General features: G+C 69.2%; 21 protein-coding genes and 3 rRNA genes. 10 read left to right on the top strand and 14 right to left on the bottom strand.

Going from position 1 to position 26,844, the window contains the following annotated elements:
* Positions 1-6 precede the first annotated feature (6 nt).
* Entirely contained in the window at positions 7-1,026 is a 1,020-nt protein-coding gene (locus VAB18032_RS10775) for an HAD-IIA family hydrolase (RefSeq protein ID WP_013732847.1), read from the bottom strand.
* Positions 1,023-2,060, bottom strand: a complete 1,038-nt coding sequence (locus VAB18032_RS10770) for a tetratricopeptide repeat protein (protein WP_415877998.1) — start codon at positions 2,058-2,060, stop codon at positions 1,023-1,025. Before VAB18032_RS10770 ends, VAB18032_RS10775 begins: the two co-directional genes overlap by 4 nt.
* Between VAB18032_RS10770 and VAB18032_RS32310 the strand changes: the two genes are divergently transcribed.
* Positions 1,962-3,725, top strand: a complete 1,764-nt coding sequence (locus tag VAB18032_RS32310; RefSeq protein WP_013732845.1) for a hypothetical protein — start codon at positions 1,962-1,964, stop codon at positions 3,723-3,725. The genes VAB18032_RS10770 and VAB18032_RS32310 overlap by 99 nt on opposite strands.
* Before the next feature lie 93 nt (positions 3,726-3,818).
* On the opposite strand, the gene rrf is transcribed toward VAB18032_RS32310, so the two are convergent.
* The 4 genes from rrf to tyrS all read right to left on the bottom strand — a co-directional run bounded on the left by rrf (position 3,819) and on the right by tyrS (position 10,988).
* Positions 3,819-3,935, bottom strand: a 5S ribosomal RNA gene (gene rrf, locus VAB18032_RS10760).
* A 95-nt stretch (positions 3,936-4,030) separates the two neighbouring features.
* A 23S ribosomal RNA gene (locus VAB18032_RS10755) occupies positions 4,031-7,144 on the bottom strand.
* 382 nt (positions 7,145-7,526) lie between these two features.
* A 16S ribosomal RNA gene (locus VAB18032_RS10750) occupies positions 7,527-9,041 on the bottom strand.
* Together the 16S, 23S and 5S rRNA genes form the textbook arrangement of a ribosomal RNA operon.
* A gap of 645 nt (positions 9,042-9,686) precedes the next feature.
* On the bottom strand, positions 9,687-10,988 hold the full coding sequence (gene tyrS, locus VAB18032_RS10745; RefSeq protein ID WP_043723718.1) for a tyrosine--tRNA ligase: 1,302 nt from the start codon (positions 10,986-10,988) through the stop codon (positions 9,687-9,689).
* A 97-nt stretch (positions 10,989-11,085) separates the two neighbouring features.
* On the opposite strand from tyrS, the gene VAB18032_RS10740 reads away from it, so the two are divergent.
* The 4 genes from VAB18032_RS10740 (at position 11,086) to VAB18032_RS10725 (ending at position 13,506) form a co-directional block, all read left to right on the top strand.
* Positions 11,086-11,478 (top strand): PaaI family thioesterase, encoded by a 393-nt coding sequence (locus VAB18032_RS10740; protein ID WP_013732843.1) that lies wholly within the window; start codon positions 11,086-11,088, stop codon positions 11,476-11,478.
* A 129-nt stretch (positions 11,479-11,607) separates the two neighbouring features.
* Positions 11,608-12,834: an NRAMP family divalent metal transporter gene (locus VAB18032_RS10735; protein WP_013732842.1), complete on the top strand. Its 1,227-nt coding sequence runs from the start codon at positions 11,608-11,610 to the stop codon at positions 12,832-12,834.
* Positions 12,831-13,211 carry a hypothetical protein gene (locus VAB18032_RS10730; protein ID WP_013732841.1) on the top strand — a complete coding sequence of 127 codons (381 nt, stop codon included), beginning with the start codon at positions 12,831-12,833 and terminating at the stop codon, positions 13,209-13,211. Before VAB18032_RS10735 ends, VAB18032_RS10730 begins: the two co-directional genes overlap by 4 nt.
* A complete protein-coding gene (locus tag VAB18032_RS10725; RefSeq protein ID WP_013732840.1) occupies positions 13,198-13,506 on the top strand; it encodes a PRC-barrel domain-containing protein in 309 nt (102 codons plus the stop codon). The genes VAB18032_RS10730 and VAB18032_RS10725 overlap by 14 nt, the downstream gene beginning before the upstream one ends.
* Here the strand turns inward: VAB18032_RS10725 and VAB18032_RS10720 are convergent.
* From VAB18032_RS10720 to VAB18032_RS10710, 3 genes are all read right to left on the bottom strand, one after another.
* Positions 13,454-14,848 carry a hemolysin family protein gene (locus VAB18032_RS10720; protein ID WP_013732839.1) on the bottom strand — a complete coding sequence of 465 codons (1,395 nt, stop codon included), beginning with the start codon at positions 14,846-14,848 and terminating at the stop codon, positions 13,454-13,456. The two genes, VAB18032_RS10725 and VAB18032_RS10720, sit on opposite strands and share 53 nt — an antisense overlap.
* 102 nt (positions 14,849-14,950) lie before the next feature.
* Positions 14,951-15,568, bottom strand: coding sequence for a hypothetical protein (locus VAB18032_RS10715; RefSeq protein WP_013732838.1), 618 nt, complete (start codon positions 15,566-15,568; stop codon positions 14,951-14,953).
* 70 nt (positions 15,569-15,638) lie between these two features.
* Positions 15,639-16,118 (bottom strand): GNAT family N-acetyltransferase, encoded by a 480-nt coding sequence (locus VAB18032_RS10710; RefSeq protein ID WP_013732837.1) that lies wholly within the window; start codon positions 16,116-16,118, stop codon positions 15,639-15,641.
* Positions 16,119-16,297: 179 nt separating this feature from the next.
* Between VAB18032_RS10710 and VAB18032_RS10705 the strand changes: the two genes are divergently transcribed.
* From VAB18032_RS10705 to VAB18032_RS10695, 3 genes are all read left to right on the top strand, one after another.
* Positions 16,298-18,889: a cation-translocating P-type ATPase gene (locus VAB18032_RS10705; RefSeq protein WP_013732836.1), complete on the top strand. Its 2,592-nt coding sequence runs from the start codon at positions 16,298-16,300 to the stop codon at positions 18,887-18,889.
* A gap of 19 nt (positions 18,890-18,908) precedes the next feature.
* Positions 18,909-19,802, top strand: a complete 894-nt coding sequence (locus tag VAB18032_RS10700) for a universal stress protein (RefSeq protein WP_013732835.1) — start codon at positions 18,909-18,911, stop codon at positions 19,800-19,802.
* Positions 19,803-19,962: 160 nt separating this feature from the next.
* Complete coding sequence (locus tag VAB18032_RS10695; protein WP_013732834.1) at positions 19,963-20,802, top strand: universal stress protein; 840 nt, start codon at positions 19,963-19,965, stop codon at positions 20,800-20,802.
* 63 nt (positions 20,803-20,865) lie between these two features.
* On the opposite strand, the gene VAB18032_RS10690 is transcribed toward VAB18032_RS10695, so the two are convergent.
* The 4 genes from VAB18032_RS10690 to VAB18032_RS10675 form a co-directional block, all read right to left on the bottom strand.
* Positions 20,866-21,489: an FMN reductase gene (locus tag VAB18032_RS10690; protein ID WP_013732833.1), complete on the bottom strand. Its 624-nt coding sequence runs from the start codon at positions 21,487-21,489 to the stop codon at positions 20,866-20,868.
* A complete protein-coding gene (locus VAB18032_RS10685) occupies positions 21,486-22,601 on the bottom strand; it encodes an LLM class flavin-dependent oxidoreductase (protein ID WP_013732832.1) in 1,116 nt (371 codons plus the stop codon). Before VAB18032_RS10685 ends, VAB18032_RS10690 begins: the two co-directional genes overlap by 4 nt.
* Positions 22,602-22,772: 171 nt before the next feature.
* Positions 22,773-23,141 (bottom strand): DUF805 domain-containing protein, encoded by a 369-nt coding sequence (locus tag VAB18032_RS10680; RefSeq protein ID WP_013732831.1) that lies wholly within the window; start codon positions 23,139-23,141, stop codon positions 22,773-22,775.
* A gap of 90 nt (positions 23,142-23,231) precedes the next feature.
* On the bottom strand, positions 23,232-23,849 hold the full coding sequence (locus VAB18032_RS10675; RefSeq protein WP_013732830.1) for a DNA-3-methyladenine glycosylase: 618 nt from the start codon (positions 23,847-23,849) through the stop codon (positions 23,232-23,234).
* Between the two features lie 181 nt (positions 23,850-24,030).
* Between VAB18032_RS10675 and VAB18032_RS10670 the strand changes: the two genes are divergently transcribed.
* Together VAB18032_RS10670 and VAB18032_RS10665 are read left to right on the top strand one after the other, a co-directional pair.
* Positions 24,031-24,744 carry an alpha/beta fold hydrolase gene (locus VAB18032_RS10670; protein WP_013732829.1) on the top strand — a complete coding sequence of 238 codons (714 nt, stop codon included), beginning with the start codon at positions 24,031-24,033 and terminating at the stop codon, positions 24,742-24,744.
* A gap of 76 nt (positions 24,745-24,820) precedes the next feature.
* Positions 24,821-25,237: a hypothetical protein gene (locus VAB18032_RS10665; RefSeq protein WP_013732828.1), complete on the top strand. Its 417-nt coding sequence runs from the start codon at positions 24,821-24,823 to the stop codon at positions 25,235-25,237.
* A gap of 117 nt (positions 25,238-25,354) precedes the next feature.
* Here VAB18032_RS10665 and argH read toward each other — a convergent pair whose 3' ends face one another.
* Complete coding sequence (gene argH, locus VAB18032_RS10660) at positions 25,355-26,818, bottom strand: argininosuccinate lyase (protein WP_013732827.1); 1,464 nt, start codon at positions 26,816-26,818, stop codon at positions 25,355-25,357.
* Positions 26,819-26,844: the final 26 nt, after the last annotated feature.

The following is a 26,844-nucleotide window of genomic DNA, read 5'->3' as shown; positions in this document are numbered from 1 at the left end:
GCGCGGTCAGGAGGCCAGGCCGAGAGCGTCCAACGCCTGCGCCGCCTCCGCCGACGCCGCCCGGGGCACTCCGGTCGGCCGATGCCACCAGGCCACCGCGCAGAGCGCCGCAAGCGCGTCCAGGGGGCGCCCGGCACCGGCCAACTCCCAGCCGTCGGTGCCGGTGACCACGTGCCAGCCGCCGACGTCACCCGCCGGCGCCGGCACCCGCACCACCTCCGCCGGGTCGAAGAGCCCGGCCAGATTCCAGCCGACGTACGTGGGACGCCGGTCCGACGGCGCGGCAAGCAACTCCGGTACGTCACTGACACCGGTCAGGACCAGCAGACTGTCCAACCCGGCCCGGTTGGCGCCCTCGATGTCGGTGTCCAACCGGTCACCGACCACCAGGGTCCGCCCCTCACCGGCGCGACGCGCGGCGGTGGCGAACAACTCCGGTGCGGGCTTGCCCACCACCTCGTCCGGCTGCCGACCGAGCGCCGTGGCCAACGCGGCCACCAGCGCACCGTTGCCGGGCAGCGGTCCCCGACCGCTGGGCAGCGTCCGGTCGGTGTTCGTCGCGATCCAGGACGCACCCTGCCGCACGGCCACCGCCGCCTCGGCCAGGTCGGCCCAACCCACCTGCGGACCGTAACCCTGAATCACCGCGACCGGCGAGTCCTCGGCCCGCGACACCGGCTTCAGCCCGACCGCAGCGACCTCGGAACGCAACGCCTCCGCACCGACCACCAGCACGGGTGCCCCGGCGGGCAGCCGCTCACCCAGCAGTTGGGCGGCGGCCGCAGCGCTGGTCAGCACCTCGTCCGGCCGGGCCTGCACACCCATTCCGGTGAGCAGATCGGCGACGTCGGCCGCGCGACGCGACGCGTTGTTCGTCGCGTACGCCACCGCCCGGCCCTCATCATGCAGCCGCGCGACGGCCTCGACCGCGCCGGGGATCGGCCGGTCGATCAGGTAGATCACGCCGTCCAGGTCGAAGACCACCAAGGCGTAGCCGTCGACCAGCCGTTCCCCGCCACCGTTCATCGCCGCTGCGTCTCCGACTCCGGCGAGCCACCCTGCTCGGACCGGTCCGCACCGTCGACGGGCGTAACCGTCGGCGGCACCACCGCGTCGGCGTCCCGCTCCTCGTCCGCAGCCTCCCCGGCCACGTCCTCGACCGCGTCGCCCTCGACGACCGGGCTGTCCTCGACCGCGTCGCCCGCGTTCACAGCGTCACCGGGCTCGCCTTCGAGGGCGACGGCGACGGTCACGTCCTCGGTCGCGCCGTCCTCGTCCTCGTCCTCGTCCTCGTCCTCGTCGTCGTCGTCATCGTCATCGTCATCGTCACCGGCGCGTTCGGCGAACGCGACAGCGGCCCCGGACACGTCGGTGTCCGGCTGGGCCTCGACGGCTCCGGGCGCACCCGGGCCGGCGACCAGTTCCTCGGCCGCCTCGTCCTCTTCGTCGCCCTCGATGAGCACGCCGTCGAGTTCGAGCAGCCGCTCGGCCGCGTCGGTCTCGGCGTCGGCGTCGACCTCCGCCGCACGGGAGAACCACTCCCGGGCCTCCGCGCGCCGTCCGACGGCCAGCAGAGCATCGGCGTACGCGTACCGCAGTCGCGCCGTCCACGGCTCCGCCGTGTCGGAGGTCAGCTCACGCACCTGGAGCATGGCCACGGCCGCGTCCCGCTGTCCGAGGTCGCCTCGGGCACCAGCGGCCACGATCAGCAGTTCGATCGCGACGGCCCGGTCGAGCTTCTCCTGGTCGGCGCCGCGGAACAGGTCGATCGCCCGCTCGGGGCGGCCCAGGGCCCGCTCACAGTCCGCGATGACCGCCAGGTGACTCTGCAACCCACTCATCCGGTGGTACGTCCGCAGCTCTGCGATCGCCGTCTGCCACTCGCCGGCGTGGTACGCGGCCAGCCCGACGGCCTCCCGGACCGCGGAGATCCGCGATGCCAGGCGACGCGCGGCCAGGGCATGCGCCAGCGCCTGCTCCGGGTCCTCGTCGATCAGCTGTCCGGTCGCCACCAGGTGACGCGCTACGGTCTCCGCGACCGGCTTGGCAATCGAGAGCAGCTCAGCGCGAACGTCCTTGTCGAGGTCGGTCGCGAGGATCTCGTCGGGCAGCGTCGGGGCCGCCGTACCGTCGGCCTGCTCCGCTCCGTCCCGCCGAGCACGCGCGTCGTCGCCGCGCCCCCTGTCGTCGCGGAAGCCACCCTCACGGCGGTCACCGCCCCGGAACCCGCCCTCACGGCGGTCACCATCACGGAACCCGCCCTCACGGCGATCACCGCCACGGAAGCCACCTTCACGACGGTCACCGCCGCGGAAGCCGCCCTCGCGACGGTCACCGCCGTCACGGAACCCGCCGGAACGCTCACCGCTGTCGCGCCGGAAGCCGCCTTCCCGGCGGTCTCCGCCCTGGAAACCACCGGAGCGCTCGCCGCTGTCACGGCGGAAGCCGCCCTCACGACGGTCGCCGCCTTCGCGGAAGCCGCCAGAACGTTCCCTGTTGTCGGGACGGAAGCCACCCTCGCGACGGTCACCGCCGCGGAAGCCACCAGAGCGCTCGCCATCGCGGGAGCCGCCTTCCCGGCGGTCGCCGCCCCGGAAACCACCGGGACGCTCACCGCTGTCACGGCGGAAGCCACCCTCGCGGCGATCCCCGCCGCGGAAGCCGCCTTCCCGGCGGTCTCCGCCCTGGAAACCACCGGAGCGCTCGCCGCCGTCGCGGCGGAACCCGCCCTCACGACGGTCACCGCCCCGGAAACCACCGGGACGCTCGCCGCTGTCGGGACGGAAACCGCCCTCACGGCGATCCCCGCCTTCGCGGAAGCCGCCAGAACGTTCCCTGTTGTCGGGACGGAAGCCACCCTCGCGACGATCCCCGCCGCGGAAGCCGCCCTCACGACGGTCGCCGCCCTCACGGAAGCCACCCTCACGGCGGTCACCGCCCCGGAAACCACCGGGACGCTCGCCGCTGTCACGGCGGAAGCCACCTTCACGACGGTCACCGCCGCGGAAGCCGCCCTCGCGACGGTCTCCGCCGTCACGGAACCCGCCGGAACGCTCACCGCTGTCGCGCCGGAAGCCGCCCTCACGGCGGTCACCGCCCTCACGGAAGCCACCCTCACGGCGGTCACCGCCCCGGAAACCACCGGGACGCTCGCCGCTGTCACGGCGGAAGCCGCCCTCACGACGGTCGCCGCCTTCGCGGAAGCCGCCAGAACGTTCCCTGTTGTCGGGACGGAAGCCACCCTCGCGACGGTCACCGCCGCGGAAGCCACCAGAGCGCTCGCCATCGCGGGAGCCGCCTTCACGACGGTCGCCGCCCCGGAAACCACCGGAGCGCTCACCGCTGTCACGACGGAACCCGCCCTCACGACGGTCGCCGCCCTGGAAACCACCCTCGCGGCGGTCTCCGCCGCGGAAACCGCCGGAGCGCTCGCCGCTGTCACGACGGAAGCCGCCTTCACGGCGGTCACCCTCGCGGCGGTCGCCGCCCCGGAAACCACCGGGACGCTCGCCGCTGTCACGACGGAAACCACCCTCACGACGGTCACCCTCGCGGAAACCGCCGGAACGGGAACGGTCAGCCCCGTCACCGCGTCCCTCACGGGAACCACGGTCCCGGTCACGATCGTCGCGGTACGACGGGCGGTCGTCCCGGCGGAAGCCGCGGTCACGGCCCTCGGGCCGGCCCTCCTGGCTCCGGGGACGGTCTCCGCCCTGAGCTCCTGAACTCACAGGTACATCCTTCCTCAGTGCGCCATTCCATGGCGCAACGCAGTCGAGGGCCGACCCGATTCCGGGTGGCCCTCGACTGTGACGTGTGTCCGGCGGTGTCCTACTCTCCCACACCCTCCCGAGTGCAGTACCATCGGCGCTGGAAGGCTTAGCTTCCGGGTTCGGAATGTAACCGGGCGTTTCCCTTCCGCCATAACCGCCGTAACCCTATCAACATATCAAACAACACCACACCAACAACTTGTCGGGGTATTTGTTTGTTTGTTGTGAGTTACACAGTGGACGCGAGCAGAACCTTTGTGAGCAAGTCCTCGGCCTATTAGTACCGGTCAACTGAACCCGTTACCGGGCTTACATTTCCGGCCTATCAACCCAGTAGTCTAGCTGGGGGCCTTACCCACCCGAAGGTGGTGGGATACCTCATCTTGAAGCAGGCTTCCCGCTTAGATGCTTTCAGCGGTTATCCCTTCCGAACGTAGCTAACCAGCCGTGCCCCTGGCGGGACAACTGGCACACCAGAGGTTCGTCCGTCCCGGTCCTCTCGTACTAGGGACAGCCCTTCTCAAGTATCCTACGCGCACGGCGGATAGGGACCGAACTGTCTCACGACGTTCTAAACCCAGCTCGCGTACCGCTTTAATGGGCGAACAGCCCAACCCTTGGGACCTGCTACAGCCCCAGGATGCGACGAGCCGACATCGAGGTGCCAAACCATCCCGTCGATATGGACTCTTGGGGAAGATCAGCCTGTTATCCCCGGGGTACCTTTTATCCGTTGAGCGACACCGCTTCCACACGCAAGTGCCGGATCACTAGTCCCGACTTTCGTCCCTGCTCGACCCGTCAGTCTCACAGTCAAGCTCCCTTGTGTACTTGCACTCAACACCTGATTGCCAACCAGGCTGAGGGAACCTTTGGGCGCCTCCGTTACCTTTTAGGAGGCAACCGCCCCAGTTAAACTACCCACCAGACACTGTCCCTGAACCGGATAACGGTCCGAAGTTAGATACCCGAATCAACCAGAGTGGTATTTCAAGATTGCCTCCACACATACTGGCGTATGCACTTCACCGGCTCCCACCTATCCTACACAAGCTAACTCAGATACCAATGTCAAGCTATAGTAAAGGTCCCGGGGTCTTTCCGTCCTGCCGCGCGTAACGAGCATCTTTACTCGTAATGCAATTTCGCCGGGCCTGTGGTTGAGACAGTGGGGAAGTCGTTACGCCATTCGTGCAGGTCGGAACTTACCCGACAAGGAATTTCGCTACCTTAGGATGGTTATAGTTACCACCGCCGTTTACTGGCGCTTAAGTTCTCCGCTTCGCCCCGAAGAGCTAACAGGTCCCCTTAACGTTCCAGCACCGGGCAGGCGTCAGTCCATATACATCGAATTACTTCTTCGCATGGACCTGTGTTTTTAGTAAACAGTCGCTTCCCCCTCGCTCTCTGCGGCCATACAACGCTCCACCCGCGCGGGGCTTCACGTCTCCGGCCCCCCTTCTCCCTAAGTTACGGGGGCAATTTGCCGAGTTCCTTAACCACAGTTCGCCCGATCGCCTCGGTATTCTCTACCTGACCACCTGTGTCGGTTTGGGGTACGGGCCGCTCAGAACTCGCTAGAGGCTTTTCTCGGCAGCATAGGATCACTGACTTCACCTGAATCGGCTCGGCATCACGTCTCAGCCTACATGTGCCACGGATTTGCCTATGACACGGCCTACACGCTTACCCCGGCACAACCACCGGCCGGGCTCAGCTACCTTCCTGCGTCACCCCATCGCTTGACTACTACCCGCCAGGTTCCCACGCTCCCCAACCTCAACCCGAAGGTCTTGACTGGTTTGGGTGGTTAGCACAACGAGGTTCATCAGGGACGCTCCTTCGCGGGTACGGGAATATCAACCCGTTGTCCATCGACTACGCCTCTCGGCCTCGCCTTAGGTCCCGACTCACCCAGGGCGGATTAACCTGGCCCTGGAACCCTTGGTCATCCGGCGGAAGGGTTTCTCACCCTTCTTTCGCTACTCATGCCTGCATTCTCACTCGTGCCGCGTCCACAACTCGATCACTCGGCTGCTTCACCCCCGGCACGACGCTCCCCTACCCATCCACACACCTGCACAAGGCTCCAAAGAACCTCGCGAAGTACACGCGTGAATGCCACAGCTTCGGCGGTGTGCTTGAGCCCCGCTACATTGTCGGCGCGGAACCACTTGACCAGTGAGCTATTACGCACTCTTTAAAGGGTGGCTGCTTCTAAGCCAACCTCCTGGTTGTCTATGCGACCCCACATCCTTTTCCACTTAGCACACGCTTAGGGGCCTTAGCTGGTGATCTGGGCTGTTTCCCTCTCGACTACGAAGCCTTATCCCCCGCAGTCTCACTGCCGCGCTCTCACTTACCGGCATTCGGAGTTTGGCTGATTTCGGTAAGCTTGTGGGCCCCCTAGACCATCCAGTGCTCTACCTCCGGCAAGAAACACACGACGCTGCACCTAAATGCATTTCGGGGAGAACCAGCTATCACGGAGTTTGATTGGCCTTTCACCCCTAACCACAGGTCATCCCCCAACTTTTCAACGTTGGTGGGTTCGGCCCTCCACGCGGTCTTACCCACGCTTCAGCCTGCCCATGGCTAGATCACTCCGCTTCGGGTCTAGAACATGCGACTCAAACGCCCTCTTCAGACTCGCTTTCGCTACGGCTCCCCCACACGGGTTAACCTCGCCACATGCCACTAACTCGCAGGCTCATTCTTCAAAAGGCACGCCGTCACCCCGCAAGGCTCCGACGGATTGTAGGCGAACGGTTTCAGGTACTATTTCACTCCCCTCCCGGGGTACTTTTCACCATTCCCTCACGGTACTCGTCCGCTATCGGTCACCAGGAAGTATTTAGGCTTACCAGGTGGTCCTGGCAGATTCACGGCAGATTTCAGGAGTCCGCCGCTACTCGGGAACACCCACAGAAGACCAGCTGTTTTCACCTACCGGACTATCACCGTCTACGGTCAGCCTTTCCAGACCATTCAGCTAACAACTGGTTTTATAACTCCTCAAACGAGTGTCAGCTCGTTTAGCAGGGTCCCACAACCCCGACCACGCAACCCCTGACAGGTATCACACGCAACCGGTTTAGCCTCAATCCGCTTTCGCTCGCCACTACTCACGGAATCACTAAATTGTTTTCTCTTCCTACGGGTACTGAGATGTTTCACTTCCCCGCGTTCCCTCCACACACCCTATGAGTTCAGGTGCAGGTGACATCACATGACTGATGCCGGGTTACCCCATTCGGACACCCTGGGATCACAGCTCGGTTGACAGCTCCCCCAGGCCTATCGCGGCCTCCCACGTCCTTCATCGGCTCCTGGTGCCAAGGCATCCACCGTTCGCCCTTGACAACTTGACCACAAAGATGCTCGCGTCCACTGTGCAATTCTCAACAAACAACCAACCCACAACCCACAGCCCCACACCAGCAACCCCACCCCAAGGTGACATCCGGTATGCGAGACCAGGCCATGCCTGGCAACCAACCCCCACCAACCGGTGGAGTAATCGGCTCCGAAGAAAACAACCCATGGTTGTTCCTTCAGGACCCAACAGGGTGCTCTACATCCCTCCCCAGCCGCACCAGAGCAACCGTTCCCACCAACCCGAAAGCCGGCTGTACTAAGCGCCCCGACCGTTGCCGAGGAAAAACTCGCCAGTGTCTCCGCCATTGAGCACCCCGACCTGACATTCGCAGATCGCGGGCTCCATACCAGCCTTCGCTGGATGGTGCTCCTTAGAAAGGAGGTGATCCAGCCGCACCTTCCGGTACGGCTACCTTGTTACGACTTCGTCCCAATCGCCAGCCCCACCTTCGACGGCTCCCTCCACAAGGGTTGGGCCACCGGCTTCGGGTGTTGCCGACTTTCGTGACGTGACGGGCGGTGTGTACAAGGCCCGGGAACGTATTCACCGCAGCGTTGCTGATCTGCGATTACTAGCGACTCCGACTTCACGGGGTCGAGTTGCAGACCCCGATCCGAACTGAGACCGGCTTTTTGGGATTCGCTCCACCTCACGGTATCGCAGCCCATTGTACCGGCCATTGTAGCATGCGTGAAGCCCTGGACATAAGGGGCATGATGACTTGACGTCATCCCCACCTTCCTCCGAGTTGACCCCGGCAGTCTCCCATGAGTCCCCAACCGAATTGCTGGCAACATGGGACGAGGGTTGCGCTCGTTGCGGGACTTAACCCAACATCTCACGACACGAGCTGACGACAGCCATGCACCACCTGCCACCGGCCCCGAAGGACCCCACATCTCTGCAGGATTTCCGGCGATGTCAAACCCAGGTAAGGTTCTTCGCGTTGCATCGAATTAATCCGCATGCTCCGCCGCTTGTGCGGGCCCCCGTCAATTCCTTTGAGTTTTAGCCTTGCGGCCGTACTCCCCAGGCGGGGCGCTTAATGCGTTAGCTGCGGCACAGAGAACCGGAGAGGCCCCCCACACCTAGCGCCCAACGTTTACAGCGTGGACTACCAGGGTATCTAATCCTGTTCGCTCCCCACGCTTTCGCTCCTCAGCGTCAGTATCGGCCCAGAGACCCGCCTTCGCCACCGGTGTTCCTCCTGATATCTGCGCATTTCACCGCTACACCAGGAATTCCAGTCTCCCCTACCGAACTCTAGCCTGCCCGTATCGACTGCAGGCCCGCAGTTGAGCCACGGGTTTTCACAGTCGACGCGACAAGCCGCCTACGAGCTCTTTACGCCCAATAAATCCGGACAACGCTCGCGCCCTACGTCTTACCGCGGCTGCTGGCACGTAGTTGGCCGGCGCTTCTTCTGCAGGTACCGTCACTTGCGCTTCGTCCCTGCTGAAAGAGGTTTACAACCCGAAGGCCGTCATCCCTCACGCGGCGTCGCTGCATCAGGCTTCCGCCCATTGTGCAATATTCCCCACTGCTGCCTCCCGTAGGAGTCTGGGCCGTGTCTCAGTCCCAGTGTGGCCGGTCGCCCTCTCAGGCCGGCTACCCGTCGTCGCCTTGGTAGGCCATTACCCCACCAACAAGCTGATAGGCCGCGAGCCCATCCCAAGCCGAAAAACTTTCCACCCACAAACATGCGCCCATGAGTGAATATTCGGTATTAGCCCCCGTTTCCGAGGGTTATCCCAAAGCCTAGGGCAGGTTGCTCACGTGTTACTCACCCGTTCGCCGCTCGAGTACCCCGAAAGGCCTTTCCGCTCGACTTGCATGTGTTAAGCACGCCGCCAGCGTTCGTCCTGAGCCAGGATCAAACTCTCCAACAAAAACCTGTTGAACAATCCATCCCGACAACAAACAAAATGTTGCCAAAGGAATCCCAACCAGATCAGACCACAAAGGCCCAACCCAGTCCGGGGTATCAAACTACTTGGCACTGGCTTATCAAGCACCCTGTTGAGTTCTCAAAGAACAACCACACACCATCAAGCAACCCACCAGGGCCACCATCCGGGGCATCCGTTCCACTCTCACACCCGCCGCTCTCGCGCCGGGCACTTTTACTACGTTACCCGCTGGTTTCCGCCGTGTCAAATCGGCTTGCGCCGGTTTGTCACGCTTCCACCCTTTCTCCGGGCACCATGAGCGAATCGGCTGACGCCGTTACGTTCGTGGTTTCCGGCAGGCCAGCCGCTGCGGTTTCCCGCTAGCGCGCCTGGGCCCCTGCCAGCGGCCAACCATACCCGGTCGGTTCCGCTTCACCAAATCCGCCTCGCGGCGACTCTGGGGCACCACCCGGTCCCGTCTCGAAGCGGCTACGCCGCCCGCTCGGGAAGGTTGACCTGCGCTCGGCCTTCAGGTCTTTCGACCTGTTTCGTCCGGTCCGCGCTGGCAGAGAGAAAGTTACGCGCCCGGCGGTTTGATCGTCAAATCCGCCGGACGCGTCGCGCGTCACACTCCGCGACAGTGGCTCATTCGACCGCGGCGGGAACGTCCAGTTCGACACCGGCGAACGAGCGCTTGCCCCGGCGCAGCACCAGGTAGCGGCCGTGCAGCAGGTCGTCGGCCCCGATCACCGCGTCGGCCTCGGTGACCCGGACGTTGTTGACGTAGGCGCCGCCCTCGGCGATCACCCGGCGGGCCTCCTTCATGCTGGGCACCAGGCCGGACTCCTTGAGCAGGGCGGCCGCCTCCGGCAGCTTGTCGAGGCGTACCAGGCCGGCTTCGGTGAGCGCGGCGCGCAGGGTCGCCGCCGACAGGTCCGCCAGGGAGCCTCGACCGAACAGCGCCTGACTGGCGGCCACCACCTGGGCCATCTCCCGCTCGCCGTGCACCAGGGTGGTGAGTTCCTCGGCGAGGGCACGCTGGGCGGCACGGGACGCGGGCCGTTCCGCGGTCTCCTTCTCCAGCGCTTCGAGCTCCTCGCGGGAGCGGAAGCTGAAGTAACGCAGGTAGCGCCCGACGTCGCGATCGTCGACGTTGATCCAGAACTGGTAGAACGCGTACGGGCTGGTCATCTCGGGGTCGAGCCAGATCGCGCCGCCCTCGGTCTTGCCGAACTTCGAGCCGTCGGACTTGGTGACCAGCGGTGTGGTGAAGGCCTGCACCGGGCCGGCGCCGCGACGACGGACGTAGTCGACGCCGGCGGTGATGTTGCCCCACTGGTCGGAGCCGCCGAACTGGAGTTGGCAGCCGTGCCGGCGGTGCAGTTCGAAGAAGTCGTTGGCCTGGAGCAACTGGTAGCTGAACTCGGTGAAGCTGATGCCGCTCTCCAGCCGGGCCCGGACCACCTCCCGCGCCAGCATCTTGTTCACCGGGAAGTGCTTGCCCACGTCCCGGAGGAACTCGACCACCGACATCTCGCCGGTCCACTCCAGGTTGTTGACCAGCAGGGCTGCGTTGTCACCGGTGTACGACACGAAGGGCGCAAGCTGGTCGCGGATGCGCTGCACCCAGCCGGCGACCACCTCGGGCGGGTTGAGGGTGCGCTCGGCGCTCTCCTTCGGGTCGCCGATCTGACCGGTCGCGCCACCGACCAACAGCAGCGGACGGTGGCCGGCGAGTTGCAGGCGACGGGCCGTGGCGACCTGCATCAGATGGCCAACGTGCAGGCTGGGCGCGGTCGGGTCGAAGCCCACATAGAAGACGGCCGCCGGGCCGTCGAGCAGTGCGCGCAGCTCGTCGGGGTCGGTGGAGTCCTGGATCAGGCCACGCCACCGCAGGTCGTCGGTGAAGGAGTCCCGCCCGGCCGGCGGGAGGTTGCTGTCGGTCACGGTCACCGATTCTCCCCCATCAGCGCCTCTGGGCCCTACCGGGTTAGCAGCGCTGCCACCTCGGTAGGGTGACGTTGCCAAGATCGAGGAGGCCGCCATGGAGATGTCCGAGCTCTCGACCGGGTTCTTCGCCCTGCTCGGCTTGGAGTACGGCGAGGCCAGCGGTGATCGGGTGACGGTCCGTTGGCGGGTACGCCCGGAGCTGCTGCAGCCGTACGGCATCCAGCATGGCGGGGTCTACTGCTCGGTGGTGGAGACCGCGGCCAGCGTGGGTGCCGGCCTCTGGTTGGGTGAGCGCGGACGGGTGGTCGGCGTGTCGAACCAGACGGACTTCCTGCGGCCCGTCGGCGACGGGGAGTTGACCGCGATCGCCACTCCGGTGCACCGGGGGCGCAGTCAGCAGTTGTGGCAGGTGGAGATCACCGATGCCAAGGATCGCCTGGTCGCGCGGGGACAGGTCCGCCTGCAGAACCTCTACCCCGACAGCTGAGCCCGGCCGGATCACCGTGTGATCCGGAAGTCGTTGAGCAACAGACCCAGCCCTATGCCCGTTTCGCGATAGTTTGCGGCTTAGCGGCGATATTGTCGCGTCGATGACCGAGCCCGCGACGCCGTCGACGTGAAGAAGCTGCTCGCCGCCACGCTCGGCATCCTCTCCGCGGTCGGTGGCTTCGTCGACATCGGCGACCTGGTCGCCGCCGGTCAGGCCGGTGCCCGCTTCGGCATGGCCCACTCCTGGGTGCTGCTGCTCGGAGTCATCGCGATCTGCGCGTACGCCGAGATGGCCGGACGGATCGCGGCGGTGACCGGCCGGGCGGTGTTCGACCTGGTCCGGGAGCGGCTCGGGGCCCGCATGGCGCTTGTCAACCTGATGGCGTCGTATGTGGTCACGGTGATCACCCTGGCCGCCGAACTGGGCGGTGTGGCGCTGGCCTTGCAACTGGCCAGCGGGGTGCCGTACCTGCTCTGGGTGCCGGTCGCCGGGGCGGCGGTGTGGCTGGTGCTGTGGCGGGTGCGCTTCCCGGTGATGGAACGGCTGTTCGGGCTGGCCGGCCTGACGTTGGTGGTCTTCGCCGTGGCGCTGTTCTGGTTGCCGACCGACTGGGCGGCGCTCGGCCGTGGCACGGTGAGCATCGACGACGGCGGGCAGGGGTGGGGGGCGTACTGGTTCGTTGCGGTGGCCCTGTTCGCCTCGACGGTCAGCCCGTACGAGGTGTTCTTCTTCTCCTCCGGCGGGGTGGAGGAGCGGTGGAGCGCCGCCGACCTGGCTGACGCCCGGTTCAGCGTGCTTGTCGGCTTCCCGATCGGCGGGTTCCTGGCGCTGTCGCTGATCGCCACCGCGACCGTGGTGCTGCGACCCGCCGGCCTGACGGTCTCCGACCTCGGCGACGTCGCCCATCCGATCGTGCTGGCCTTCGGCGGGGTCGGCCTGGCGATCGCGGCCCTGGCGTTCTTCGCGGTCACCTTCGGCGCCGCGTTGGAGACCGGGTTGTCGGCCGCGTACGCCGCCGCGCAGTACTTCGGCTGGCAGTGGGGCAAGCGGGTCAGCCCGCGTGAGGCGGCGCGGTTCCACACCGTGTTGCTGGTCAGTGTGCTGCTCGGGGTACTTCTGCTGCTCACCAGGATCGATCCGGTGACGCTCACCGAATACATGTTGATCATCAGCGCGGTGGCGTTGCCACTCACCTACCTGCCGATCCTGGTGGTGGCCAACGACCGCACCTATCTCGGCGACCGGGTCAACGGGCGGTGGCTCAACGCGCTGGGGGCCGTGCTGCTGCTGATCATCGTGGCCGCGGCGATCGCCGCCATTCCAGTGGCCATCGGGACCAGAATGGGGCAGTGAGGATCCAGATCAGCCATGATCTGCTCGACCGCCAACTCGTCGACGTCGACGGCCGGCTGATCGGCAAGGTCGACGACGTGGAGTTCGCCCTCGACGCCCACGGGACGCCGTACCTGCGAACCCTGCTCACCGGGCCGGGCGCGCTCGGGCTGCGGGTCGGTGGCCGCATCGGCCGGATGCTGGCGTTGACCGCGGAACGGTTCGTCTCCGACCGGCCGATGGTGCCGCTGCGCATCCCGTACGGATTCGTCGCACGCATCGACAGCGCGGTGTGGCTGCGGATACGCGCCGAGGACCTGCCCACCTCGCCGGTGGAATTGTGGCTGCGTCGCCACCTGATCGGCAAGATTCCCGGAGCCGGCCGTGCGGGCGGGTGAGCTGCTCGGCCGCACCGCGTACGACGAGCAGGGCCGGCGGCTGGGTCGGGTAGTGGATCTGGTGGTGCGCGGCACGCCGGGCGGACCGCTGCGGTTGACCGATCTGGTGGTCACCCGGCACTGGTACGGGCGGCTCAGCGGCCGGTTGATCGGGCCGGAACGCCACCCGTCCGGGCCGTGGGCGATCCGCGCCGCCGCCCGATTGCTCGGCCGCAGCACCGTTCAGGTGCCGGTGCACCGGCTCAGGCTCGATCCGCCGGTGCCAGGTCTGCCCGAGGATCCCCCGACCCGGTGACGGCAGCGGACTCCGGTGCCTCCTGCGCCTCCTGCTCGGTCGCGTCCGGTGCGGTCGACTCCGCGTCGGCTGCCGATTCGGCTCGGCACAGCCGTACGCCGGTGATGGCACGTTCGTCGACCTGGGTGATCTCCAGCCGCCAACCGTCGACGGTGAGGTGCTCGCCGGCGGTGGGGATCCGCCCGAGGGCGGCGAGCACCAGGCCGGCGACCGTGGTGTAGTCGCCGGCCGGGCGGGCCGGCAGCTCCACGCCGATGTCCGGCAGGTCGTGCACCGGGAAGGTGCCGGGCAACGCCAACGCGCCGTCGGCGTCGGTACGCACCTCGCGGACGTCCCGGTCGGTCTCGTCGTAGATCTCCCCGACGATCTCCTCGAGAATGTCCTCCAGGGTGACGATGCCGTCGACGGCGCCGCGTTCGTCCACGACCAGCGCCATGTGCTGGCGTTCCGCCTTGAACTGGCGCAGCGCGTCAACCACCGACACCGAGTCCGGCAACAGCATCGGTGGTCGTACGCACTCGTCGACGGGCTGGTCGTCGCGGACGCCGACCAGGTCCCGCAGGTGGATGACGCCGACCGTGTCGTCGAGGCCGCCGTGGCGGACCACCGGTGCGCGGGAGTGCCCGGAGGCGGCCAGCACCAGCCGGGCCGCCTCGGCGGTGGTGCCGGTGTCCAGGCAGAAGACGCTCAGCCGGGGCACCAGCACGGCGCGCAGCTTGCGGTCGGCGATCTCCACGGCACCGGCGATGATGGTCTGCTGCTCCTTGGTGAAGCCGTGGTGGCCGGCGACGATGTCCCGTAGTTCGTCGGGGCTGATCTCGTCGCGTTCCGGCTCCGGGTTCAGCCCCGCCATCCGGACCACCAGGTCGCTGGTGGCGCCCAGCAGCCACACCGCCGGGCGGGTGAGCGTGGCGAGCAGGTCCAGCGGACGGGCGACGAGCAGTGCCCAGCGCTCGGGAATCTGCATCGCGATCCGTTTGGGGGCGAGTTCCCCGAAGACCAGGGTGACGAAGGTCAGCACCAGGGTGACCAGCACGATGGCGACCGGTTCGGCGGCTCGACCGAGCACCTCCAGCAACGGGGTCAGGGGCCGGGCCAGTGACACGGCCGCCGCCGCCGAGGCGAGGAAGCCGGCCAGGGTGATGCCGATCTGGATGGTGGCCAGGAACCGGTTGGGGTCGCGGGCCAGGCGGGCCAACACCTGCCCGGCTCGGCTGCTGCGGGCCAGCCGTTGGATCTGGCTGTCGCGCAGCGACACCAGAGCCAGCTCACTACCGGCGAAGATCGCGTTGATGACGATCAGGACCGCGACCAGGGCCAGCTGACTCCAGTAGCTCTGCACGCCCGGCTCCCTCGTTGGACCGCGCCCGGTGGCGCCGCCGGTGGAAGTCCCACCGGCGTAGCGGTGCCTATGCCCAATGGCTGCGACGGTGAATCATCGTCATCATCCGGGCAGGTCGAGCACGTACGACTGGCCGTGCGGACGAAATCCGATGCGCTGGTAGTAGGGGGCGCGCATGCCCGGCGGGCTGATCACCCGACGGAAGCCACGGTCGGTGAACAGGCTGCTGCGTCGGTAGACGAACTCGCCCGGGGTGAAGTCCCGGAAGGCCGGGGTGACGTAGTCCAGGTCGACCTGGGCCACGCCGTCTCCGGCGTCGTGGGCGAGCACCACGCCGACGACCTCGTCGGCGCGTACCACCAGGAAGGCCGAACGGCCGGTCACCCGATCGGGGTGGAAGCCCGGGTTGAACCGGGCGATGTCGGCGGCGTGCACCCGCAGCGTGTGCGCCAGGAACGCGTCGTCGGCGCCCACCTCGACCACCTGGTAGGTCTGCTCGTCGTGCCGGGTGGCGAGCAGTCGGCGCAGATACCAGATGTTGATCACTGCCAGGACGATGTTGAGTCCCACCATGGGCCACACCCGCAGTGCGCCGTTGTAGCCGATGAGCACCAGGCAGCCGATCAGGTTGACCGCCCGCAGCCGCAGGATGCGCGTCTGCAGCAGCGACCAGACCAGCAGCGCGGAGCCGGTCCAGCCGACGAGTTCCAGCCAGTTCACCCCGCGAGGGTAGTGCCGCCCAGCCCGGGCCGCCGCCTGGCGGGGTCGGGCCGATCAACCCGGCGGGGTGTCAGGCCGGCAACTCCAGCAGGTACTCGTCGATCTCCTCGCCCCGGCCGGGGGCGTACGCCCGTTCGGTGGACCGGATGACGAACCCGCAGCGGCGCAGCACGGTCAGCGAGCCGATGTTGTCGGTCGCGGTGCGCGCGTACAACGGGCGACGGGTCACCTCGCGCAGCAGGGCGGCCAGCGCGCGGGTGGCGTAGCCGCGACCCCACCGGGCCGGGTCGATCCAGTAGCTGACCTCGGTGCGGCCCTCGGCGGGGAAGACCAGCACGTGCCCAACCACCGCGTCGTCGACGGTCACGGTCCAGGCGAGATTCCGCGGGTCGGTCAGGATGCGCATCCAGTGCGCGGCGAACGCCCGCGTGTCGGCCGGGTCGGCGGCGCCGAAGGCAGCCATCCGGCCGGCCTCGGGGTCGAGTTGGTGGGCGTAGAACTCCGGCAGGTCGTCCTCGGCGACGGCACGCAGCCGTAAGTCGTCGCTCATCGCCGACGACGATACGCCGCGCGACGGCAGGGCCGTTGGTCCCGTGCCGAGCGGGCCGTCGACTCTGCCGGACACCGGCGGTGGCACGCCACGCTGGTGGTGCAGGGCAGCCGTCGGGGCACGGCCTCGGGGCAGGGGTGAAGCGGTGAGGGGTACGAGGGCGTGGGCAGGGGTGCATCGTGAGCACTGACATCGTCACCCGGCCGGTAGCCGTCAACGGACTCAGTTCCGCCGAGGCCGCCGAACGGCTGCGCCTGGACGGGCCGAACGCCGCCGAGGCGCCACCCCGCCGGCACCTGACCGTCCGCGTCCTGCGGCAGCTCACCGACCCGCTGGTCGCCCTGCTGCTGGCCGCCGCCGTGGTCACCACGGTGCTGCGGGACTACCCCGACACGGCGGTGATCCTGCTCGTCGTCGCGGTCAACACCGTCATCGGCGTGGTGCAGGAGGTACGCGCCGAGCGGGCGATCGCCGCGCTCGACCAGTTGGCCGCACCGACCGCCCGGGTGGTGCGCGACGGCCGGGACCTGGTGCTGCCCGCCGCCGACCTGGTCCGGGGCGACCTGGTGCGCGTCGAAGCCGGCGACGTGGTCCCCGCTGACCTGCTGCTCGACGAGGCCAGCCGGCTGCGCCTGGACGAGTCGGCGCTCACCGGCGAGTCACTGCCGGTGGCCCGCGACGTCGGCGAGGAGGCCAGCGCCGGCACCGTGGTCACCGTGGGCCGGGCCACCGGCACGGTGGTACGCACCGGCGCGGCGAGCGCGCTGGGCCGGATCGCCACCCTGGCGGCCACCACCCGACCGGGTCCCACCCCGCTGCAGCGGCGTCTCTCAGCGCTCGGCCGGGTCCTCGGCCTGGTCGCCGTACTGCTGTCCGGGCTGGTCTTCGTCGTCGGTGTGCTCGGCGGGCGGCCGCTGGTGGACATGGCCGTCACCGCGGTGAGCCTGGTCGTGGCCGCGGTCCCGGAGTCGCTGCCCGCGGTGGTCACCCTCGCGCTCGCGCTCGGCGCACGGCGGATGGCGCAGGCCCGGGCCATCCCCCGCCGGCTGCACGCGGTGGAGACCCTCGGTTCGGTCACCGTGATCGCCTCGGACAAGACCGGCACCCTCACCGAGGGACGGATGGCCGTGCAGCACGCCCGCACCGCCGACGGCGCCGGCTTCGACGTCACCGGCACCGGGTACGCCCCGCACGGCGCGATCCACCGCGACGGCCAGCGGATCGCGGTCACCGACGAGCTGCGTCAGCTGGCCCGGGCCGGGCTGTTGTGCAACGACGCGACGCTGACCCCGCCGGATGACCAGCGGCCCGAGTGGGGTGCCGTCGGTGACCCGTTGGAAGGGGCCCTGCTGGCCTTCGCGGCCCGGTGCGGCCTCGACCCGCAGGCCACCCGCCGCGCATGGCCACGCGTCGCCGAGCACCCCTTCGACCAGGAACTGCGCCGGATGACCACGGTGCACCGCTGCTGCGACAACAGGTATCTGGTGGTGTGCAAGGGTGCGCCGGAGAGCGTGCTGGCCGCGCCGCTTGTCGACGCCGACGCCGAGGAACTGGCCGAGCTGGCCGCCGCGGCACAGGAGATGGCGGGCGCGGGCCTGCGGGTGCTCGCCCTGGCGGCGGCGCTTGTGGACACCCCGCCGGTCGACCCCGCCCACCCGGTCGGGCTGCGAGCGGTGGGCCTGGTCGGTGTCGGCGATCCGCTGCGCGCCGGTGCGCCGGAGATCGCCGGCAGCTTCACCGAGGCCGGGGTGCGGCTGGTGCTGGTCACCGGCGACCATCCGGCGACCGCGGCGGCCATCGCCGGTCAGCTCGGCGTCTGGGACACCGGCGACCCGGTGGTACGCGGCGACGACGGTGACCCCGCCGAGGCCGACCCGGCGGCGCGGGTGTTCGCCCGTACCCGCCCGGAGCAGAAGCTCGACATCGTCGCCGCGATGCAGGCCCGCGGGCATGTGGTGGCGATGACCGGCGACGGGGTCAACGACGCGCCGGCGCTGCGCCGCGCCGACATCGGTGTGGCCATGGGCGGCGGCACCGAGGTGGCCCGGCAGGCGGCCGACCTGGTGCTTGTCGACGACGACCTGTCGACCGTGGCGACCGCCATCGGCGAGGGGCGGCGGATCTACGACAACATCCGGCGGTTCCTGCGCTACGCCCTCTCCGGCGGGGTGGCCGAGATCGTGGTGATGCTGCTGGGTCCGCTGTTCGGGCTGGCCGTGCCGCTGCTGCCGGCGCAGATCCTCTGGATCAACCTGCTCACCCACGGGCTGCCGGGTGTCGCCCTGGGCGCGGAACCGGCGGAACCGGGGACGCTGCGCCGGGTGCCGCGCTCGCCGCAGGAGTCCGTGCTCGGGGCGGGCCTGGGCCGGCACATCCTCATCGCCGGCGCGTTGATCTCTGCGGTGACTCTCGGCGCGGGTGTGCTGGCCGCCCACTGGGACCGGCCCTGGCAGTCGGTGGTCTTCGTGGTGCTGGGTCTGGCCCAGCTCGGGGTGGCGTTGGCGGTCCGCGCACCGCGCCCGCCCGACGGGCGGCGGGGCAACCCGGCGCTGCCGCTGGCGGTGGCGATCTCCGCGTTGTTGCAGGTCGCCGGGGTGCTGGTGGCACCACTGCGGGACCTGCTCGGCACCGAAGCGCTGGGTGCGGTGGAACTGCTCGCCTGCGCCGCGGTGAGCGTCCTGCCCGGCCTGCTGCTCCGGCTGACGATGATGATTCGTCGCCGGAAGGCGGGGTCGGTGAACCTGACCTCCCCTGATGGGTCAGGCTGGTAGTGAGCCGAAGGAGGACTCGATGAGCAGCAACAACGCCCCCGTCGTGGTGGGTGTGGACGGTTCCGAGACTGCCCTGCACGCGGTGCGGGCCGCCGCCCGGGAGGCCGCGTACCGGCAGCGACCGCTGCGGGTCGTGCACGCGTTCATCTGGCCGTTGATGCGGGTGCCGCTGGGCCCCGCGCCGGGCGCGCCGGCCGACGCCGGCCTGCGCAACCAGGCCGAGCAGTTCGTGGCCGAGGCGGTGGCCGAAGCCACCAAGGTCGCCCCGGAGGTGTCGGTCACCGGCGCGGTGGTGCACGGCGCGGCACCGGCGGTCATGCTCGCCGAGGCCGACAACGCCGCGCTGCTGGTGCTCGGCAGCCGGGGCCTGGGCGGTTTCGCCGGGCTGCTGCTCGGCTCGGTGGCCGTGCAGCTCAGCGCCCGGGCCAGCTGCCCGGTGCTGGTGGTCCGGGGTGAGCAGCGCGCGGACGGGCCGGTGGTGGTCGGCGTCGACGGCTCCCCCGCCTCCGATGAGGCGATCGGTTTCGCGTTCGAGGAGGCCGCCCGGCGCGACACCGAACTGGTGGCCGTGCACTCCTGGCTCTACCCGGCGCCGGCCGGTCCGGGCGACATCCTGCCGCTGGTCTACGACCTGGACGCCTTCCGGGAGCAGGAGGAAAAGGTCCTCGCCGACGCCGTGGCCAGGTGGTCGCCGCGGTACCCGAAGGTGCCGGTGCGGCAACTGCTGGTCCGTGGCTCCCCCGCCCGGGCACTGGTGGAGCAGTCCCGCGACGCCCAGTTGGTGGTCGTCGGTGCGCGGGGACGCGGGGCGCTGGCCGGGCTGCTGCTCGGCTCGGTCAGCCACGCGGTCCTGCACCACGCGGACACTGCGGTGGTGGTGGTCCGCGAGCCGCGTACCGTCGACGGTTCGTGATCCGGTGGGGTCGCGCCGCTCCCCCGGCGCCACCTCACCACGGGTGGCGGGCCCATCGGCCCGCCCGGCCGCCGGTGGACCGGCCCCGCATCAGGTGTGTCGGGGGCCGGTCTACCGGCCGGCGACGTTCGACAATGGCGTGACGACGTCTGGAGGCATCATGAACCGACCTGTCGTGGTGGGAGTGGACGGCTCACCGCCGAGCCTGGTCGCCGCGGAGCACGCGGCCCAGGAGGCGGTGTGGCGGTCCCGTCCGCTGCACCTGGTGCACGGCTACCTGCATCCGCTCGGCTACGGGGTGCCGATCAACCCGTACGAGATGGGTCTGCCGGCGCCCTCGGAGGACGGTCGGAAGATGCTCGAACAGACCGCCGCCGAACTTGTCGACCGGTGGCCGTCGCTCACCGTCGAGGTGCGGCAGGTGGCCGGTGGACCCGGCGCGACCCTGGTCGAGGAGTCACGTCGGGCCGAGTTGGTCGTGGTGGGCAGCCGGGGCCTGGGCGGCTTCGCCGGCCTGCTGCTCGGCTCGGTCGGCACCCAGGTCGCCGCGCACGGGCACTGCCCGGTGCTGGTGGTGCGGCCCCCGGACCGGCCGCTGCCGACCGACGGGCCGGTGCTGGTGGGGGTGGACGGCTCCGAGTCGGCGGAACTCGCCGTCGGCCACGCCGCCGAGGAGGCCGTCCGACGCGGTGGCACGCTGCTGCTGGTGCACGTCTCCGGTGAACGGGACGTCGACGGCGAACACCTGCTGGCCACGGCCGCCGCGGCCACCCGGGGCAGCCACCCCGGCCTGACCGTCGAGGAGCGGGTGATCACCGGCCGCAAGCCCGACGAGGCGCTGATCGAGGCCTCCGAACAGGCGGCGCTGGTGGTGGTCGGGTCCCGGGGCCGGGGCGGTTTCGCCGGCCTGCTACTCGGCTCGGTCAGCCAGGCGCTGGTGCACCACTCCCGCTGCCCGGTGCTCGTCGCCCACCCGCACGCTGCCGAGCACGCCGTCTGACATCTCGTCGCCCCGCACCACGATGTGTGGTGCGGGGCGACGCCGTACGCCTGTGCCTTCGGGTCAGGTGTCCCCGCCGCGCAGCAACTGTTCGAAGTCGGTGGTCAACGCGAACGGGTCGACCGGACCGGACGACGGGGCGCTGCGGTGCACCTGCCCGGCCAGTTCGGCGGCGGCCCGCGCGATCCGGGTCCGCAACGCGCCCTGCGCGGTACCGCCCGACCAGTCCTCGGGGGCGGCGAAGACGGCGGTCGGCAGCACCACCGCCCGCAGGTAGGTGAACATCGGCCGGATCGCGTGGTCCAGGGCCAGCGAATGCCGGGCGGTGCCGCCGGTGGCGCCGATCAGCACCGGCCGACCACCGACGGCGTCGGCGTCGACCAGGTCGAAGAACGACTTGAACAGCCCGCTGTACGAGGCGTTGAAGATCGGTGTCACGGCGACCAGCCCGTCCGCGCCGGTGACCTGGTCCAGCACCTGCCGCAGCGGCTCCGACGGAAAGCCGGTGAGCAGGTGGTTGACGATGTCGTGGGCGTGCTCACGCAGCTCGATCGGGTGCAGCGTGACCTGTTCGCCGTGGCCGACCAGCTCGTCGCGGGTGGCGGCGGCGAGCTGGTCGGCGAGCAGCCGGGTGGACGACGGCTGGCTGAGCCCGGCCGAGACCACGGCGAGGGTACGCACGGTCACCGCCCGGCCTCCGCCCCCGCGCTCTGGTCGGTGGCGGCCTGCTCGGCGGCGGCGCGCAGCGAGGCGTGCGTGGGCGCCAGCGGCACGTGCGCCGGACGCAGCGACTCGAACTCCTTGCGCAGCACCGGTACGACCTCCTCGCCGAGCAGGTCGAGCTGCTCCAGCACCGTCTTCAGCGGCAGTCCGGCGTGGTCCATGAGGAACAGCTGCCGCTGGTAGTCGCCGACGTAGTCACGGAACCCGAGGGTCCGGTCGATGACCTGCTGCGGGCTGCCCACGGTCAGCGGGGTCTGCGCGGTGAACTCCTCCAACGACGGACCGTGCCCGTACACTGGGGCGTTGTCGAAGTAGGGACGGAACTCGCGTACCGCGTCCTGGGAGTTACGCCGCATGAACACCTGGCCGCCGAGGCCGACGATGGCCTGGTCGGCGGAGCCGTGCCCGTAGTGCGCGAAACGCTGCCGGTACAGGCCCACCATCCGCTTGGTGTGCTCGGCCGGCCAGAAGATGTGGTTGGCGAAGAACCCGTCCCCGTAGTAGGCGGCCTGCTCGGCGATCTCCGGGCTGCGGATCGAGCCGTGCCACACGAACGGCGGCACCCCGTCGAGCGGACGCGGCGTCGAGGTGAACGACTGCAACGGGGTACGGAACTTGCCCCGCCAGTCGACAACGTCCTCACGCCAGAGCCGGCGCAGCAGGTCGTAGTTCTCGATCGCGAGGGGGATGCCGTTGCGGATGTCCTGCCCGAACCAGGGGTACACCGGGCCGGTGTTGCCGCGACCCATCATCAGGTCGACCCGACCGTCGGCCAGATGCTGCAACATCGCGTAGTCCTCGGCGATCTTCACCGGGTCGTTGGTGGTGATCAGCGTGGTCGCGGTGGACAGCAGCAGCCGCTCGGTACGCGCGGCGATGTATCCCAGCATGGTGGTGGGCGACGAGGGCACGAACGGCGGGTTGTGGTGTTCGCCGGTGGCGAAGACGTCGAGGCCGACCTCCTCGGCCTTGAGCGCGATGGTGACCATCGCCTTGATGCGCTCACGCTCGGTCGGCTCCCGCCCGTTGGTCGGGTCGACGGTGACGTCACCGACGGTGAAGACTCCGAACTGCATGATGCGCTCCTCGTGTCGTCCGACCGGGGACAGGTGTCCCCGGTGCCCCCGACAACATATTTGACGAGTCAACTATTCCGCGAGTCGGGCTGCCCTCGTCTCCCCCGGCAGGCCGCTTCCAACCGGTTGCGCGGAGGATCGTCGACCTGCATTCAGAGCGGATGGGAGCGGCTACGACTTCGGGCTGGGGCCGAAGCGGTTCGGACCGGGCGTCCCGTTCTGAAGGGCGAACACCAGCAGCACGATCCACCCGACGATCGGGATCAAGGCCAGCAGGAGCCACCAGCCGGTGCGGTCGATGTCGTGCAGCCGTCGGACGGCGACTGCCAGTGACGGCAGCAGTACCGCCAGATTGACGAGCAGGGAAACCGGCCCGCCCGACCCCTCGAAGTCGACACCCAGCGCGCCGTCGAGGACCGAAGCCACAATCCCGACCAGGAGAAGGAACAGCGAGAACCACCAGTACTCGGAGCGACGGGCCCGCCCTCGGAACGTGGCGTACTGGGAGAAAGCGGAACGAATGGCATCGGGGAACGACACGACAAGCTCCATTCATCAAGAGCGATGCTGATGCCAGCAGGGTAGGTCGTCGTGTCACGCGGCACTGGCCCATGATCGGCCACGAGAGCGTCAGCGGATCGACGCCGGACGCCGCCGTGGGACATGGCGGCGGTAAGGGCTGACGGTCGGGTCGCCGGTGATCCAGAAGCGCCAGGGCACGTCGTGGGCGGCGGCCACACCGACACGCGGGCCGGCGGAGACGGCCGACGGCGCGACCGGCCGGGTCGGCGGAGTCAGCAGCAGCGGCCCGGTCCCGTCCAGCATGCTGGTGCCGTTGGCCGCCGCCGTCACACCCAGCGCCATCACCAGCCGGGCCGGCCCACGGGCCAGGTCCCGGTCGGGCACCCCGCCGCGCCGCTCGCGGGCCAGATCCCGCCCCTCGACCACCTCGCCCGCGCGCAGCAGCACCGCCGCCGCCTCTCCCTCCGCGCCGCAGACGAGATTCAGACACCAGTGCATACCGAAGACGAAGTACGTGTAGGCGTACCCCGCCGGACCGAACATGACAGTCGTACGGGGCGTCGGACCCCGATGGGCGTGCGAGGCCGGATCCTCGCCGGTGCCCGCGTACGCCTCGACCTCGGTCAGCCTGATCCGCACACCGTTGGCCGTCACCTCCCAGCCGAGCAGCGACCGCGCGGTCTGCGCGATGTCGGCGGCGGGGGCGTTCAGCCAGGGATGGTCCACCCGTCCAGGTAACCCGGTCCCGCCCTGACCGGCAACCGCGCCCCCACGCTCGGTGCGGGTGCCTCCGGTCGAAGTGCGGACCCTGCCGCAGTTGACCAGGGGTTTCGCTCCTACATGACGGGTAATCGCGGGTACCGGCGCTGCCGGCGGTGAACAGGTCTCGGAGTGAGGGAGCGTGCGCATGTCCGATCAGCAGCCCACCATCATTCTCGTGCACGGAGCGTTCGCCGAGTCGGCAAGCTGGAACGGTGTGATCGACCGGCTGGGTGCCGGTTACAACGTGGTCGCGCTCGCCAACCCGCTGCGGAGCCTTCCCGGTGACGCCGCCTACCTGCGGGACGTGATGCGGTGGGTGGATGGCCCGGTCGTGCTCGTCGGGCATTCGTACGGCGGCATGGTGACCACGCAGGCGGCGGCCGACAACCCGTCGGTGCGGGCCCTCGTCTACGTCAACTCGTTCGCGCCGGACACCGGCGAGTCGGCGCTGTCGTTGTCCGGGCAGTTCCCCGGCAGCACCCTCGCCGGCACGCTTGTGCAGTATCCGGTGTCGACCGGCGGCAACGAGGTGGCGATCGCCCAGGACGCCTACCACAAGCAGTTCGCCGCGGATGCGTCCGCCGACCTCGCCGCACTGATGGCCCGGACCCAGCGGCCGGTCACCGAGCAGGCTCTCAATGACGGTCTCGTCGGCGACCCCGCCTGGCGCTCGCTGCCCAGTTGGTTCGTGTTCGGCGACGCCGACATGAACATTCCGGTCGCCGCGCACCGGTTCATGGCGGAGCGGGCCAACCCGCAGGGCCAGCGCGAGATCGAGGGCGGCTCGCATGCGATGGCCGTGGCCCGACCGGGTGAGGTCGCGGAGACCATCATCGAGGCGGTCCGGGGCTCCAGCTGATCTGGCGGGGTGACGCAGCGGGGCCGTCCATCAACGAGGTGTTGACAACACTTCGTTGAAGTGCTGGAGTTGGCGCATGGCCGACTCCAGCACCACGTCCGAGGATCGGGCGCACCGCAGCTATGCCGCACTGCAACGACTCACCGAACGGCACGCCGCCAGCGAACAGCAGCGGCGGCGGCACACCAACCCGTACGCTGCCGACCCGTACGAGGCGATCGCCGTGCTCCTGGCGCTGGCTGCCGGGGCAGCCCAGCCGGAACCGGGCGAGGAGCCGGTGGACGAGGCGGATCTGCTCGCCGCGCTGACCCTTTTCCCGCACCTGCGCGCGGAGATCGACACCATGGAGGCGGGCCTGTTCCACCTCGCCCGCAACCGGGGCCTCACCTGGCAGGCCATCGGCCAGGGCCTCGGCCTGGGCAGCGCCCAGGCCGCCAAGCAACGCTACGACCGCCTCACCGCCCGCACCCCGCCACCCCAACCCGCCCCCTGAACCAAGACCGCCCCCCGCCGATACGGCGGCAGCAGGTTCGGGGAAGATGCGGTCCCGATGGACCGGGAGGCAGCATCTTCCCCGAAGTTGCAGGCACCGCACGTGGGAGCGGAGGGGTCAGCGGGGGACGACGGTTTCGGCGGCCCACTCGCGCCAGGTGGCGAGGTGGTCGGCGGCGGCGGCGAGTTGGTCGGCGACCGGGCCGGGGCCGGTGGAGCCGGGAGTGATCCGGGCGGCCAGGGCCGAGCGGACCGACAGCACGTCGCGTACGGACGGGTCGAGGTGTTCGCTGACGGTGGCCAGGTCGTCGTCGGAGACCTCGTCGAGGGCGCAGTCCCGGGCGGCGCACAGCGCCACCAGCTTGCCGGTGATCTCGTGGGCGTCGCGGAACGGCACGCCCTTGCGGACCAGCCAGTCGGCCACCTCGGTGGCCAGCGAGAAGCCGACGGGTGCGGCGGCGACCAGGCGGTCGACGCGTACCGTCATGGTGGAGATCATCCCGGCGAGGGCCGGCAGCAGCAGTTCCAGGGTGTCGACCGCGTCGAAGGCCGGCTCCTTGTCCTCCTGCATGTCCCGGTCGTAGGTCATCGGCAGGCCCTTGAGCATGGTCAGTACGGCGACCAGCCCACCGACGAGCCGGCCGGACTTGCCCCGGGCCAGCTCGGCGATGTCCGCGTTCTTCTTCTGCGGCATGATCGACGAGCCGGTGGCGAAGGCGTCGTCCAGCTCGACCCAGCCGAACTCCTGCGACGTCCAGAGCACCACTTCCTCACCGAGGCGGGACAGGTGCACGCCGATCATCGCGGTGATGAAGAGGAACTCGGCGACGAAGTCCCGGTCGGCGACCGCGTCCATCGAGTTGGCGAAGGACGTGCGGAAGCCCAGCTCCTTGGAGACCGCCACCGGGTCCAGCGGCAGGCCCGAACCGGCCAACGCGCCGGCACCGAGCGGGCTGACCGCGGCGCGGTGGTCCCAGTCGCGCAGCCGCTCCAGGTCCCGCAGCAGCGGCTGGACGTGGGCCAGCAGCCAGTGGCCGAAGGTGACCGGCTGGGCGTGCTGCAGGTGGGTCATGCCGGGCGCGGCGGTGTCGACGTGCCGCTCGGCCTGCTCGACAAGCGCCTCGGCCAGCTCGACCAGCCGCGAGGCCACGCCCCGGGCATGGTCACGCAGGTAGAGCCGCAGGTCGGTGGCGACCTGGTCGTTGCGGGACCGCCCGGCGCGCAGCTTGCCGCCGAGGCTGCCGAGACGCTCCAGCAGACCGCGTTCCAGCGCGGTGTGCACGTCCTCGTCGTCGACGGTCGGCCGGAAGGCACCCGAGGCGCAGGCGGCTTCCAGGTCGTCCAGGGCGGCGAGGATGCGACCCAGTTCCTCCGGGTCGAGCAGCCCGGCACCGGCCAGCACCCGGGCGTGGGCCCGGGAACCGGCAATGTCGTACGGGGCCAGTCGCCAGTCGAACTGGACGCTCACCGACAACCGGGCGAGCGCCTCCGACGGGCCGCCGGCGAACCGGCCACCCCACAGGCTCGTCCGGTTGGCTGCGGTGCTGTTCTCGGTCAGGGTCTTGTCGTCCACCCCGCCCATTCTGGTGGTCACGATGGCACCTCATC

Source organism: Micromonospora maris AB-18-032, from assembly GCF_000204155.1.
GTDB classification, from domain to species: domain Bacteria; phylum Actinomycetota; class Actinomycetes; order Mycobacteriales; family Micromonosporaceae; genus Micromonospora; species Micromonospora gifhornensis.
This window is presented reverse-complemented; position numbering and strand designations above follow the sequence as displayed.

Coding starts and splice junctions, on each gene's coding strand:
- VAB18032_RS10695 (WP_013732834.1), top strand. CDS start 19,963: ATGAACCGACCTGTCGTGGTGGGAGTGGACGGCTCACCGCCGAGCCTG.
- VAB18032_RS10665 (WP_013732828.1), top strand. CDS start 24,821: ATGGCCGACTCCAGCACCACGTCCGAGGATCGGGCGCACCGCAGCTAT.
- VAB18032_RS32310 (WP_013732845.1), top strand. CDS start 1,962: ATGCGCCAGCGCCTGCTCCGGGTCCTCGTCGATCAGCTGTCCGGTCGC.
- VAB18032_RS10775 (WP_013732847.1), bottom strand. CDS start 1,026: ATGAACGGTGGCGGGGAACGGCTGGTCGACGGCTACGCCTTGGTGGTC.
- VAB18032_RS10740 (WP_013732843.1), top strand. CDS start 11,086: ATGGAGATGTCCGAGCTCTCGACCGGGTTCTTCGCCCTGCTCGGCTTG.
- VAB18032_RS10710 (WP_013732837.1), bottom strand. CDS start 16,118: ATGAGCGACGACTTACGGCTGCGTGCCGTCGCCGAGGACGACCTGCCG.
- VAB18032_RS10685 (WP_013732832.1), bottom strand. CDS start 22,601: ATGCAGTTCGGAGTCTTCACCGTCGGTGACGTCACCGTCGACCCGACC.
- VAB18032_RS10670 (WP_013732829.1), top strand. CDS start 24,031: ATGTCCGATCAGCAGCCCACCATCATTCTCGTGCACGGAGCGTTCGCC.
- VAB18032_RS10700 (WP_013732835.1), top strand. CDS start 18,909: ATGAGCAGCAACAACGCCCCCGTCGTGGTGGGTGTGGACGGTTCCGAG.
- argH (WP_013732827.1), bottom strand. CDS start 26,818: ATGGGCGGGGTGGACGACAAGACCCTGACCGAGAACAGCACCGCAGCC.